13 protein-coding genes are annotated in these 12,131 nt (G+C 63.5%); 6 read left to right on the top strand and 7 right to left on the bottom strand.

Annotated elements, in window-relative coordinates:
- The first annotated feature begins 95 nt into the window (after positions 1-95).
- The gene (locus JWR89_RS06685; RefSeq protein WP_299713376.1) at positions 96-1,361 is read left to right on the top strand and encodes a GNAT family N-acetyltransferase; all 1,266 of its coding nucleotides are present in this window, start codon (positions 96-98) and stop codon (positions 1,359-1,361) included.
- A 65-nt stretch (positions 1,362-1,426) separates the two neighbouring features.
- Positions 1,427-1,855, top strand: coding sequence for an HIT family protein (locus JWR89_RS06680; RefSeq protein WP_299713374.1), 429 nt, complete (start codon positions 1,427-1,429; stop codon positions 1,853-1,855).
- Between the two features lie 88 nt (positions 1,856-1,943).
- Here the strand turns inward: JWR89_RS06680 and tsaA are convergent, their stop codons facing one another.
- The 4 genes from tsaA to JWR89_RS06660 all read right to left on the bottom strand — a co-directional run bounded on the left by tsaA (position 1,944) and on the right by JWR89_RS06660 (position 4,588).
- Complete coding sequence (gene tsaA / locus JWR89_RS06675) at positions 1,944-2,435, bottom strand: tRNA (N6-threonylcarbamoyladenosine(37)-N6)-methyltransferase TrmO (RefSeq protein WP_299713371.1); 492 nt, start codon at positions 2,433-2,435, stop codon at positions 1,944-1,946.
- Between the two features lie 12 nt (positions 2,436-2,447).
- Complete coding sequence (locus JWR89_RS06670) at positions 2,448-3,434, bottom strand: tripartite tricarboxylate transporter substrate binding protein (RefSeq protein ID WP_299713368.1); 987 nt, start codon at positions 3,432-3,434, stop codon at positions 2,448-2,450.
- Between the two features lie 75 nt (positions 3,435-3,509).
- On the bottom strand, positions 3,510-3,854 hold the full coding sequence (locus JWR89_RS06665; protein WP_299713365.1) for an AzlD domain-containing protein: 345 nt from the start codon (positions 3,852-3,854) through the stop codon (positions 3,510-3,512).
- Positions 3,851-4,588, bottom strand: coding sequence for an AzlC family ABC transporter permease (locus JWR89_RS06660; RefSeq protein WP_299713362.1), 738 nt, complete (start codon positions 4,586-4,588; stop codon positions 3,851-3,853). The genes JWR89_RS06665 and JWR89_RS06660 overlap by 4 nt, the downstream gene beginning before the upstream one ends.
- A 159-nt stretch (positions 4,589-4,747) precedes the next feature.
- Here JWR89_RS06660 and JWR89_RS06655 point away from each other — a divergent pair, with 159 nt between their 5' ends.
- Complete coding sequence (locus JWR89_RS06655; protein ID WP_299713359.1) at positions 4,748-5,107, top strand: PilZ domain-containing protein; 360 nt, start codon at positions 4,748-4,750, stop codon at positions 5,105-5,107.
- A 4-nt stretch (positions 5,108-5,111) separates the two neighbouring features.
- On the opposite strand, the gene JWR89_RS06650 is transcribed toward JWR89_RS06655, so the two are convergent.
- Positions 5,112-5,975 (bottom strand): transglycosylase SLT domain-containing protein, encoded by an 864-nt coding sequence (locus JWR89_RS06650; protein WP_299713382.1) that lies wholly within the window; start codon positions 5,973-5,975, stop codon positions 5,112-5,114.
- A gap of 204 nt (positions 5,976-6,179) precedes the next feature.
- Here JWR89_RS06650 and JWR89_RS06645 point away from each other — a divergent pair, with 204 nt between their 5' ends.
- Together JWR89_RS06645 and JWR89_RS06640 are read left to right on the top strand one after the other, a co-directional pair.
- Positions 6,180-7,103 (top strand): glycine/sarcosine/betaine reductase selenoprotein B family protein, encoded by a 924-nt coding sequence (locus JWR89_RS06645; protein ID WP_299713356.1) that lies wholly within the window; start codon positions 6,180-6,182, stop codon positions 7,101-7,103.
- 122 nt (positions 7,104-7,225) lie between these two features.
- Entirely contained in the window at positions 7,226-7,579 is a 354-nt protein-coding gene (locus JWR89_RS06640; RefSeq protein ID WP_299713353.1) for a PilZ domain-containing protein, read from the top strand.
- 186 nt (positions 7,580-7,765) lie between these two features.
- Here JWR89_RS06640 and clpA read toward each other — a convergent pair whose 3' ends face one another.
- Both clpA and clpS read right to left on the bottom strand, forming a co-directional pair.
- Positions 7,766-10,171, bottom strand: a complete 2,406-nt coding sequence (gene clpA / locus JWR89_RS06635) for an ATP-dependent Clp protease ATP-binding subunit ClpA (protein ID WP_299713350.1) — start codon at positions 10,169-10,171, stop codon at positions 7,766-7,768.
- A gap of 237 nt (positions 10,172-10,408) precedes the next feature.
- Positions 10,409-10,741 (bottom strand): ATP-dependent Clp protease adapter ClpS, encoded by a 333-nt coding sequence (gene clpS, locus JWR89_RS06630; protein ID WP_299713379.1) that lies wholly within the window; start codon positions 10,739-10,741, stop codon positions 10,409-10,411.
- 389 nt (positions 10,742-11,130) lie between these two features.
- Here clpS and JWR89_RS06625 point away from each other — a divergent pair.
- The coding region (locus JWR89_RS06625) for a pilus assembly protein (RefSeq protein ID WP_299713347.1) at positions 11,131-12,131 on the top strand (1,001 nt) is incomplete at its 3' end.

The raw sequence follows: 12,131 nt of genomic DNA, 5'->3' as shown, positions 1-12,131 counted from the left end.
GTTTGTGCCGGAAGCCTGACCCTTGAAGTCGTTAGCGCGATGCACAATTCTAGAAACGGTCACCGCGATGGCTGATCGCAACTGACCGGGGCTTGATGACATCGTCGGACATAACGCTGGAAGCCGTCTCCTCCATCAGCCAGATCCCGGCCGCGGACTGGGACGCCTGCGCCACCTCGCAGGCCGACCTCGGCGACCTTCTGGCCCTCGACACGCTGGCTTCGCCGGCCCGCGATGACGGTGCCTGCATCACTTCCAAAATCGGCTACAACCCATTCGTTTCGCACGCTTTTTTATCTGCTCTTGAGAAATCGAATTCGGCCTGCGCGCGCACCGGATGGGGACCTCGGCACCTGATCGCCAAGCGCGCCGGCGCCATCGTCGGCGTCGTGCCGTGCTACCTGAAATCGCATTCGCAAGGCGAATACGTGTTCGACCGCGGTTGGGCCGACGCCTATGAGCGCGCCGGCGGGCAGTATTATCCGAAACTGCAGGCCTCCGTTCCCTTCACGCCGGCCACCGGCCCGCGGCTCCTGATCCGCGACGCCAGCGACGCCGAGCGCGTCGGCGCGGCGTTGGCCGGCGGCCTTGTCGGACTCGCCGACGCCACCCAAGCGTCCTCGGTGCACGTCACCTTTGCGCGAGAGAACGAGTGGAAGTTTCTCGCCGACAGGGGTTTTCTGCAGCGCACCGACCAGCAGTTTCATTTCCGCAACGAGGGCTACGCGACCTTCGACGATTTCCTGGCGACACTGAACTCGCGGCACCGCAAGGCGATCAAAAGGGAGCGGCGCGATGCGCTAGCCAACGGAATCACCATCCACGCGCTGACCGGCCAAGACATTACCGAGGACGCGTGGGACGCCTTTTTCGCCTTCTACATGGAGACCGGCTCGCGCAAATGGGGCCGGCCGTACCTCACCCGCGCCTTCTATTCACTGATCGGCGAAACCATGGCCGAGGACGTCGCCCTGATCATGGCGAAACGCGACGGCAAATGGATCGCCGGCGCGATCAATTTCATCGGCTCCGACACGCTGTTCGGCCGGCATTGGGGCGCGGTCGAGCATCACCCGTTCCTGCATTTCGAGGTCTGCTATTACCAGGCCATCGATTTCGCGATCCGGCGCGGCCTGAAGACGGTCGAGGCCGGCGCCCAGGGCGAGCACAAGATCGCGCGCGGCTACCTGCCGCAGACCACCTACTCCGCGCATTACATCGTCGACCCCGGCTTTCGCCGCGCCGTCGCCGATTACCTCAAGCACGAGCGCGCGCATGTGGCCGAGGCGGTGCGCGAACTGACCGAGGCCGGGCCGTTCCGCAAGGGCGACATCGAACGCAGCGACGAAGAGCCGGCTTGATCCCCAAGGCGGGCTTGACCGATTCAGGCATGGCGGCGACAGTCGCCGAAATTCCGGGAGGCCCCATGACCGCGTACGATCCCAACAACATCTTCGCCAAGATCCTGCGCGGCGAGTTTCCCTGCTACAAGGTCTACGAGGACGACCACGTCATCGCTTTCCTCGACATCATGCCGCGCACCCCCGGCCACACGCTGGTGATCCCCAAGGCGCCGGCGCGCAACATCCTCGACATTGCCCAGGAAGATTTCGCCCACGTCGCCCGCGGCGCGCACAAGATCGCGCAGGCGGCCAAGCAGGCGTTCCAGGCCGACGGCATGACCATCGCGCAATACTCGGAGGCCTCCGGCGGCCAGGTGGTGTTTCACCTGCACATGCATGTGATGCCGCGCCACGACAATGTCGGCCTGCTGCCGGCCGCGAGCCGCAAGGAAGACCCCAAGGTACTGGAAGACAATGCCACCAAACTGATCGCGGCGCTGGCGGCGTTGTAGCGCATGTGCCGTAGGATGGGTTGAGCGCTTGCGAAACCCATCACCCGCCGACGATGGGTTTCGCAAACGCTCAACCCATCCTACGAAATCACTCCGTCTGGAAATCGCCCGGCTGCGGCGGCGCCAGCGGCGTGAACTCGCAACGGTCCGGTTTGAGGTCGAGTAGCGGCGTCTCGTCGAGACAGTCCAGGCCGCGCACGAAAACCGTCGATCCCTCGATTCCCACCAGTTTCACCAGCGAGGTGCCGAGCGGGTTCGGCCGCACCGGCGAGCGTAGCGAGAAGGTGCCTCGGGCCTGGCCGTCGTTCTTCGGACTCTGCAGCACGAGATCGCGACGCGACAGATGCAGCCAGTAGATCACCTCGAGGGTTTTGTAGAGGTCGAGGCCCTGCAACGCCGGCACCCAGGGCTCGAAAATTTCCAGCCGGCACACCGGGCCGTCATGGCGGCCCTGCCGCGGCGTTTCCAGCCGCGAGGTCCACGGCGTCCGGATCCGGCCGATATACACCAGGCCGGCATTGTTCGGCTTCGGCGCCTCGACGACGGTTTCACCGACGCGGATTTCGCTCTCACGAACCATCGTTCACCCGCCTCAATCCAGCGAGATGTTCTGCGCCTTGATCACCTTCGACCACCGCGCCCGATCCTCGTTGACGAACTCCACGATCTGCGCCGGTGTCTTCGGACGCAGCACCGGGAAACCAATCTTCTCCAGCGAGGCGCGGAAGGTGGGATCGTCCAGCGCGCGGTTGAGGCTGGCGCTGACCTTGTCGGAAATGTCGTCGGGCAGTTTGGCCTGCGCGGCGACGCCGAACCAGACACCGACGACATAGTCCGGATAACCGCTTTCCACCACCGTCGGCACATCCGGCAGATCGGGGCTGCGCTGCGCCGAGGACACGCCCAGTGGCCGCAGCATGCCGGACTTCACCGGCGGAAGCGCGGTCGATAACGTGTCGAACATCACCTGGATATTGCCCGACAACAGGTCGGTCAGCGCGGGCCCTGCGCCCTTGTAGGGAATGTGCGTCATCTCGACGCCGGTGATCTGCTTGAACATCTCGCCGGCGAGATGGATGGTGCCGCCGGTGCCCGCCGAGCCGAAGTTCAGCTTGCCCGGATTGGCCTTGGCGTAAGCGACGAACTCCTGCACCGTTTTGGCCGGCACCGAGGGATGCACTTCCAGCACCACCGGCAGGTCGGTGACAACCGAAAGCATCTTCAGATCCTTTTGCGGATCGTAGGGCAGCTTTTTGTAGAGCAGCGGATTGAGGACCATGATCGAGGCGGCGGTGACGAACAGCGTGTAGCCGTCCGGGTCGGCCCGTGACACCACCTCCGCGGCAATGGCGCCCTGAGCGCCCGGCTTGTTCTCGACGACGGTGGTCTGCTTGAGATCGCGACCCAGATAGTCCGCCACCAGCCGTGCCAGCACGTCGGTCGGGCCGCCCGCGGCATAGGGTACGATCAGCTTGATGGGGCGCGTCGGATATTCCGCAGCACGGGCGAACGGCGCCGCCAAGGCCATCGCCATGACGGCCAGACAGGATATCCAGGCGGAGCCGGCGCGCGCTTTCATATAGCTTCCCCGTTATACTTTTTGAATTGGCCGGACAGTACGCGACGCGCGTCGCAGTGCAAGCGTAGTCGCGGCTTAGCCAAGCCACCATTTGCCTGCGATCATCACCAGTTCGCCGCTGACGACGCCGAACAGAATGGATCGCCGCGTCACCATGAACACCACGACGCCCACCGCCACCGCGCCATAACGCAGCTCTGCCGGAATACTGGCCAGCGCGCCTGGCGGCAGCACCAGGATCTGTGCGATCACGCCGGCAAGGATCGCGGTGGCCACCGCCCTCACCCACACCAGCAGCTCCGATTCTTCATCGATGCCGCCGCCGAGCCACAGGCCGAGCATCCGCCACACCTCGTTGGGCAGGAAGCCGGCGAGCAGCAGCACGAGCAGGGAATGCCAGTCGCCGATGAAATCGCTCATGGCCGTCGCCGCCACCGGTGCACGCCGTAGGCAATAGTGCCGGCGGAGACGCCTGATATCAGGATATCGACACCGGTGTGCAGCAGCGACACCAGCGGAAACAGCGCGATGCCCAGCACCAGCGCCACCACGTCGGAAAGCTGCCGGCAATTGCGCGCGGTGGACAACAGGAACGCCAGCGGCGTCAGCAGCAGGATTGCCGCGCCGAACAGCGACGGCAGGTTGGCGGCGAGCTGATAGCCGATCAACGTCGCGGTCATCGACATCGCAACGAGGCCGCTGCCGAGCCCGTTGACGAAAGCGATGCGGCGTTCGCGCGGTACCTGTGGCAGCAGACGAAAACATTCCACCCACAGAGTGACGGCTATGAAATGCGACGGCAGGATCAATTGCCGCTTGCGGGTCTGCGGCATGCGCAGCATCGGGAGCACCGACACCACCATCGGAAACAGCCGGATCGCACTGACCGCCACCGCCAGCGCCGCCTGGATCACGGTAGCGCCGGAGCCAAGCGTGGAGAGCAGGATGATCTGCGCCGGTCCGGCCCACACGAACAGCGTCGAGGCGAGCGCCCAGAAAAGACTAAAGTGCGTATCATGGGCGAGCGCGCCGATGCCGATATAGGTGGCGAACAGCACCAGCGTCAAAATGGTCGAGACGACCGAGCGCAGGCCAAGCGCAAATGCAGCGGCGGTGCCTTGCCAGTTCGGTGAGTCCAGTGCAGGCAGCGCCACGAACGTCCTTGTTTTTCTTGAGCGGCTTTACCGTCATACGCAGCCAAAAGCGGCAGCGGTCAAGCGGCCCGTTTACCTTAACAAACCGTTTATCCGAACGACCCCTGTTCGTCCCCACGCTACCTCAAGTAGTGTACGGTGGTAACGGGGGATGGCACTATGCTGGATCGACGAAAGAGTTGCCGTGGTCGGGTGTTCTACGGCGGCCGGATCGCCTTCAACGGCCGACAATCGACCATGGACTGCCTGGTCCGCAACTTCTCTCACGGAGGCGCCAGGGTGGAGTTCGGCGGCACTCCCCTGATCACCGATGAGGTCGATCTGACCATCGACCGGAAGGGCCTCGTCTTTCGCGCCCGCATGATCTGGCGACGTGGCGACCATGCAGGTTTCGTGTTCCGCAATCCCCGGCAGGTCGCGACACCGATGCCGCTGGACTGGGCGCTGCGGCTGCGTGCTAGCGAACGCGCCAGCCGCGAACTGCTGCAGCAGGTCGATCGATGGCGCTCGGCGTACTGAGGGATCAACTTCGCACGTTCATATTGCGCAGTACGAGGCAGGCCTGCCCGGCACGGCGGATCCGGCCGCAAAGATCGTCTGCCGCAACGCGCGTGTCCTCGCCGATCCGCACCTGGTAGAAGGTCCGCGTTCCCCGGCTGCGGTACAGCGAACTCAACAAATTCGGATCGCGGTCGCCGATCACCGGACGCAGCCGCACCATCGCCCGCGCGTAACTGGCCAGTGCGCGGTCTCGGTTGAAGCCGCCGGCGAGTTGCACGCCCCACGGCCTGTTCTCGCCTAGCTTTACGCGCTGCTCGAGTTGCGCGATGAACGGATTCGGCGCCCGGCGCAGGAGCGCCATCAATTCGCGGCAGTTCGAGGTCGGCAGCCGCTCCGGCGTCTTGCCGTTGCGGCCGGCGGCCTGCCAGTCGTCCACCGACGCGCCGGTGATGGCGAACACGTAGTTGCGGGTCTCCGAGGGCATGTAGCCCTTGCCGTCGAGCCAGTCCTGCACGCGGCGCGGCCCGGCATTGTAGGCCGCCGCCGCGAGGCCGAGATTGCCGAACTGGCCGCGCAACTCCTTGAGGAATTCCGCCGATTTCGGCAGCGCCTGTACCGGATCGAACGGATCGAGCAACCGCCGCTCGTTCGCGGTGCCCGGCATGAACTGCGCGATGCCCTGCGCGCGCTGGCCGTTGCGGGTCACGGGACCGACGGCGTCAGATTGAAAGCGGCTCTCCTGCCAGATCACGCGGGCAAAGAATTCCAGCGGCAGTTCGCTGGCCCTGGCCGCGGATTCGATCATCAGGCACATCGACTCGCGCGTGCCGGAATCGCGCGCGGTATCGGCGGCCTTGCCTGGCGTTTCCGTAACCATCGGCATCATCCGGTCCGCGCCGGGCTTGGCCAACTCCTGGGGCGACAGCGCCTCCTCGCTGCGCGCAGGCGCGAGCGCCGCCAGCAACGAAGTGGCCATGCAAAGCATCCGGCAGATGATGGCCGCGCGTCGTGTCATCGGGTCCTGCGGTTCTTGACACCGGGATCGAAGCAGCTAGCTATGAATGAAATGGGGCGGAAACGGGAGGCCATCATGACCGAGATGAAGCCCGGCTTTGCCGCCGAAGATGACGTGCCGATCCCCTATATGGCGCGCACCCGCGACTATTACATGGCGATCGGCTACGACACCCCCTACCGCTGGGCGCATTATATCGATGCGCCGTTCCAGCCGTTGCGAAAGCCGCTGGCGCAGTCGCGCGTGGCCATCGTCACCACCGCCGCGCCGTTCGATCCCGCACGCGGCGATCAGGGCCCGGGCGCTAAATACAATGGCGGTGCCAAATTCTACCAGGTCTATGACGGCGACACTTCGCAGAGCCACGACCTGCGCATCTCGCACATTGCTTATGACCGCGTGCATACCACGGCGGACGACAGCGGCACCTGGTTTCCGCTGCCCGCGCTCCACGCACTTGCCGCCGGACGGATCGGCGAAGTCGCGCCTCGCTTTTACGGCGCGCCGACGAACCGCAGCCACCGGGTCACGATCGAAACCGATGCGCCGGAAATCCTGGCGCGCTGCCGCGCCGACGGCGTCGATGCCGCCGTGCTGGTGCCGAACTGCCCGGTCTGCCACCAGACCATCAGCCTGGTGGCGCGGCATCTGGAGGCCAACGGCATCTCTACCGTGGTAATGGGCTGCGCCAAGGACATCGTCGAACACGCCGCCGTGCCGCGGTTCCTGTTCAGCGACTTCCCGCTCGGCAATTCCGCCGGCAAGCCGCATGACAAGGACTCGCAGGCGTTCACGCTGGACCTGGCGCTGCGCGTGCTGGAATCGGCGGCGGGGCCGCAGACCACGGTGCAGTCTCCGCTGCGCTGGCGCGCCGACGTCGCTTGGAAGCGCGACTACAACAATGTCGCGTTGCTCGGCGCCGAAGAACTGGCGCGGCGCCGCGCCGAATTCGACGCCCAGAAGGCCGTCGCGCGCGGCCTGCGCGAAACGGCGGCGTAACGCCGGCTTTCCAACCCTGCCCGGCAACACTTGGTTTACGTTAACGACACGTCTCGCCGTCCCCGACTTCCCTGCCTTGCACAACCGGATACAGTCCGGCGGCGGACAGGGAGAGATGCAAGATGGATGAGCGTCGCAAGGACGTGCGGGACAAGGTGATCTTTGGCGGCATCGCGTCCAGCGATGCCCGGCCGCCGAAGGACTGCGTCGTGCGCGACATCTCGGAGCATGGCGCCCGCATCGAATTCAAGAGCGGCGCGCGGCTGCCAAAGGAACAGATCTCGCTGGCGATCGCGCGCAAGGGCAAATCGTTTCTCGCGAAAATCATCTGGTGGCGCGACAACATCGTCGGCGTCGCCTTCACCGATCCGTCGGACCAGATTGCGCCGGTCTCCGATCTCGCAGAGCGGCTGCGCAAGTCTGAAAAGAAAAAGCGGCAGCTGCAGCGCAAGATCAACGATTTGCTGGGGCAATAGGCGGTCGAGCATCGTCCCCTCCCCGTCATTGCGAGGAGCCCTTGCGACGAAGCAATCCAGTCTTCGCCTGTGGCTCTGGATTGCCGCGTCGCTTCGCTACTCGCAATGACGGCTGCACCGACATCGCAAACCAAAACGGCCGGCGATTTCTCGCCGGCCGTTTTCGTTTGTTAAGTCGCCTGAAGCCTATGCCTTGACCAGCGGCTTGGCGGGACCTTTCGATCCGCCGGGACCGCCCGGCTTCGGCTTGCGCACCGTCGTGCGCTTGCCCGGCAGCTTCTCCGGCTTCGGCGTCACCGGACCATCGACATATTCGAATCCGATCCGCTCCTGTTCGACGCCGAGCACCGGCTCGTCGGTCATCAGCACCACGCGGACGTGGCCGCCGTCCTTCAGCTTGCCGAACAGCAGTTCGTCGGCGAGCGGCTTCTTGATGTGCTCCTGGATCACGCGCGACATCGGCCGCGCGCCCATCTGCTCGTCGTAACCATGCTTCACCAGCCAGGCCTTGGCGGGCTCGGACAGTTCGATCGTGACGTCGCGATCGGCCAACTGGGCCTCTAGCTGCAGAACGAACTTCTCCACCACCATGCCGATCACGTCGGCATTGAGATGCGCGAACGAGACGATGGCATCGAGACGGTTGCGGAATTCCGGTGCGAACTGCCGGTTGATCGCCTCGTGGTCGTCGCCTTCCCGCTTGCTGCGCGTGAAGCCGAACGCCTGGCGTGCCATGTCGGCAGCGCCCGCATTGGTGGTCATGATCAGGATCACGTTGCGGAAGTTGACCTGCTTGCCGTTGTGATCGGTGAGCCGGCCGTGATCCATGATCTGCAGCAGCACGTTGTAGAGATCCGGATGGGCCTTCTCGATTTCGTCGAGCAGTACCACGCAATGCGGATGCTGATCGACGCCGTCGGTCAAAAGGCCGCCCTGGTCGAAGCCGACATAGCCCGGAGGCGCGCCAATCAGCCGCGAGACGGTATGGCGTTCCATGTATTCCGACATGTCGAAGCGGATCAGTTCGACGCCGAGCGACGCCGCCAGTTGCTTCGCCACTTCGGTTTTGCCGACACCGGTCGGGCCCGAGAACAGATAGGAGCCGATTGGCTTCTCCGGCTCGCGCAGACCGGCGCGGGCCAGCTTGATCGATGCCGACAGCGCCTCGATGGCGTTGTCCTGGCCGAACACCACGCGCTTCAACGTGCTCTCGAGATGACGCAGCACCTCGGCATCGTCCTTCGACACGCTCTTGGGCGGAATCCGCGCCATGGTCGCGATCGTGGTCTCGATTTCCTTGATGCCGATGGTCTTCTTGCGCTTGTTTTCGGCCACCAGCATCTGCGCCGCGCCGGATTCGTCGATCACGTCGATCGCCTTGTCCGGTAGCTTGCGGTCGTGGATGTAGCGCGACGACAGTTGCACCGCGGCTTCGATCGCCTCGTTGGTGTACTTCAGCTTGTGGTAGTCCTCGAAATAAGGCTTCAGCCCCTTCAGGATCGCAATCGCGTCCTCGACGGTCGGTTCGTTGACGTCGATTTTCTGGAACCGGCGCACCAGTGCGCGATCCTTCTCGAAGTGCTGGCGGTATTCCTTGTAGGTGGTCGATCCCATGCAGCGGATCGTGCCCGAAGCCAAGGCAGGCTTGAGCAAATTCGAGGCATCCATCGCGCCGCCGGAGGTCGCGCCGGCGCCGATCACGGTGTGGATCTCGTCGATGAACAGGATCGCGTTCGGATGCGCTTCGAGTTCCTTGAGCACCTGCTTCAGGCGCTCCTCGAAGTCGCCGCGGTATCGGGTGCCGGCCAGCAGCGTGCCCATGTCGAGCGAGAACACCGTGGCAGCCGCCAGCACTTCCGGCACTTCGCTATCGACGATGCGCTTGGCGAGGCCTTCGGCGATCGCGGTCTTGCCGACGCCGGCTTCGCCGACGAACAGCGGGTTGTTCTTCTGGCGGCGGCACAGCACCTGGATCGCGCGGTTGATCTCGGAATTGCGTCCGATCACCGGATCGATCTTGCCGTCACGCGCCTTCTTGTTGAGGTTGACGCAATAGGTATCGAGCGCCTCGCCCTTCTTCTTGCTGTCGTCGCCATTCTTGGTCTCGGTCTCTTCATCGACGCCGCGCACCGGACGCGCTTCCGAGACGCCGGGACGCTTGGCAATGCCGTGGCTGATGTAGTTGACCGCGTCGTAGCGCGTCATGTCCTGCTCTTGCAGGAAATACGCGGCGTGGCTTTCGCGCTCGGCGAAGATCGCGATCAGCACATTGGCGCCGGTCACTTCCTCCCTGCCCGACGACTGCACATGGATCACGGCGCGCTGGATGACGCGCTGGAAACCGGCGGTCGGCTTGGCGTCATCGGCACCATCCGTCACCAGGTTTTCGAATTCGGTTTCGAGATAATTCACCAGGCTGGTACGCAGCTTGTCGAGATCGACGCTGCAAGCCCGCATCACCGCAGCCGCATCGGAGTCATCGACCAGCGACAACAGCAGATGTTCCAGGGTGGCATATTGGTGATGTCGCTCGTTCGCGATCGAGAGCGCGCGATGCAGCGATTGTTCTAGGCTTTGAGAAAAAGTTGGCATTCCGCGTCCTCTTTGGCCCCCGCCATCATGATCGTCGTTGCCGCCGCAGGCAACAGGAACATTTCATATAGGTACGTATGATCGTGGCGGAAGATGGGGTTCCCGATGCTTGGTGTCTCTCCTGAGTCGATGCATCCCCTGCGCCAGAATCCACGGGGATGACTGGCCGACGACACGCCGAAGCTCCGGCTCATATCAATGCAAGACCCGTTCCCACTTCCGGGGCTCGCAGAGAGGCTACTTCTTTTCCATCACGCATTGCAAAGGGTGCTGGTGCTTGCGCGCAAAATCCATCACCTGCGTCACCTTGGTCTCGGCGATCTCGTAGGTGAAAATGCCGCACTCGCCGATTCCGTGGTGGTGGACGTGCAGCATGATCTGAGTCGCCGCCTCGACATCCTTCTGGAAAAATTTCTCCAGCACGTGAACGACGAACTCCATCGGCGTGTAATCGTCGTTCAGGATCAGCACGCGATAAAGGTTCGGCTTCTTGGTCTTCGGCTTGACCTTGGTGATGACCGACGTGGTCGGCCCGGCTGGCGCGCCCGAGCGACCTTCGTCGTCGGCCATCCCGACCGGCCGGTCGTGGGCTGCGCGCTTGAGGACAGGCTGAACAACGGGCATCTGCATCGCGTGTGGCGTGAATTTGGAATCTGTCTGGAACATGGCGTGTGTATTCGAAGTCCCCACAGGAATTGCACAGTCCCAAAGGACGGCCTCGCAAGGATGCCATCCCGATCTGGGGTAAACTTGCCGGATCGCCGCTCCTGATCGGCGCCGTCCCATCGGCTGGACCGACGGTGTGAATATGGGTTCCGGCGCGCCTGTCCGCAAGCGCAGGAAGACGGCTTGTACCCAGCTCCGCGCCGGAGCGGCGGTGCGCCACCACCTCGCAAGGGTTAACCGATCCTGGTCGATTTAGCCAAAATCGCGGGTCGGCGCTTTAGCGGCCGTTGACCATGGCGCGCAAGGAATCAGTCAGCGCGCCCAATAGACGGCAATTTACCGATTTTATCAGCCGCGCTTTACCACCTGTTCAGCCCCGGGGGTCGAAAAGCCGACCAGAAACACAGCTTCTGGTGATGGCAATGTCTATTCGGATGATTTCACGTCGACAGAGGCCGCTGGCGCGGTTTGCCCAGGCCGAGGGCGGCAACATCGCCGTCATCTTCGCGATCGCCCTTGTTCCCTTGCTGGCCTTCGTCGGCGCCGCCGTCGATTATGCGAGGGCCAGCGCTGCACGCTCCGCCATGCAGGGGGCAGCGGATTCCGCCGCGCTCATGGTGTCCAAGGATTTTGCGGCTGGCGCCATCAAAGCGACCGACATCCAAACCAAGGCGGAGGCGTATTTCAAAGCACTGTATTCGGCCGCCGGCGTCAGCAACATCACGGTGACCGCGACTTATACGGCCAAGTCATCAGATGGCACCTCCACGGTCGTGGTGAACACGACGGGAAGTTTGCCAACTTCCTTTATGAAGGTTGCAGGCTTCACTCAGCTTCCGGTCAATGCCAGTTCGACCTCGACCTGGGGATCAACCCGGTTGCGCGTGGCGATGGCACTCGACGTCACCGGCTCGATGGCTGACGACGGCAAGCTCGCGGCGATGAAGACCGCGGCTAAGAAGCTGATCGATACCCTGAAAGCGTCGGCAACCCAGACCGCCGACGTCTATATTTCGATCATCCCGTTCAACGAGATGGTCAACGTTGGAACCTCGAACAAGTCGGCCGCCTGGCTAGACTGGCACGCCCGGCTTCCCGGTAATTACAGGAACTCCGACTCGAACGACTATGGCAACTGCAGCAGTACGCAATACTACACCAAGGCCACTTGCAAAGCTGCGAGCAAGACGTGGACAGCTTACAGCACCAATAATTGGCAGGGTTGCGTGACCGACCGTGACCTGAAGCAGGCCAACGACAACGACACCACCAACGCAACGCCGACTGCATCGGA

It is taken from the genome of Tardiphaga sp., assembly GCF_028290785.1.
In the GTDB taxonomy this organism is placed as follows: Bacteria; Pseudomonadota; Alphaproteobacteria; order Rhizobiales; family Xanthobacteraceae; genus Tardiphaga.
This window is presented reverse-complemented; position numbering and strand designations above follow the sequence as displayed.

Excerpts from the sequence above, each read along its gene's own strand:
- JWR89_RS06680 (WP_299713374.1), top strand. The coding sequence starts at position 1,427 with ATGACCGCGTACGATCCCAACAACATCTTCGCCAAGATCCTGCGCGGC.
- JWR89_RS06670 (WP_299713368.1), bottom strand. The coding sequence starts at position 3,434 with ATGAAAGCGCGCGCCGGCTCCGCCTGGATATCCTGTCTGGCCGTCATG.
- JWR89_RS06655 (WP_299713359.1), top strand. The coding sequence starts at position 4,748 with ATGCTGGATCGACGAAAGAGTTGCCGTGGTCGGGTGTTCTACGGCGGC.
- JWR89_RS06640 (WP_299713353.1), top strand. The coding sequence starts at position 7,226 with ATGGATGAGCGTCGCAAGGACGTGCGGGACAAGGTGATCTTTGGCGGC.
- JWR89_RS06650 (WP_299713382.1), bottom strand. The coding sequence starts at position 5,975 with ATGATGCCGATGGTTACGGAAACGCCAGGCAAGGCCGCCGATACCGCG.
- clpA (WP_299713350.1), bottom strand. The coding sequence starts at position 10,171 with ATGCCAACTTTTTCTCAAAGCCTAGAACAATCGCTGCATCGCGCGCTC.
- JWR89_RS06665 (WP_299713365.1), bottom strand. The coding sequence starts at position 3,854 with ATGAGCGATTTCATCGGCGACTGGCATTCCCTGCTCGTGCTGCTGCTC.
- JWR89_RS06645 (WP_299713356.1), top strand. The coding sequence starts at position 6,180 with ATGACCGAGATGAAGCCCGGCTTTGCCGCCGAAGATGACGTGCCGATC.
- clpS (WP_299713379.1), bottom strand. The coding sequence starts at position 10,741 with ATGGCCGACGACGAAGGTCGCTCGGGCGCGCCAGCCGGGCCGACCACG.
- JWR89_RS06685 (WP_299713376.1), top strand. The coding sequence starts at position 96 with ATGACATCGTCGGACATAACGCTGGAAGCCGTCTCCTCCATCAGCCAG.
- tsaA (WP_299713371.1), bottom strand. The coding sequence starts at position 2,435 with ATGGTTCGTGAGAGCGAAATCCGCGTCGGTGAAACCGTCGTCGAGGCG.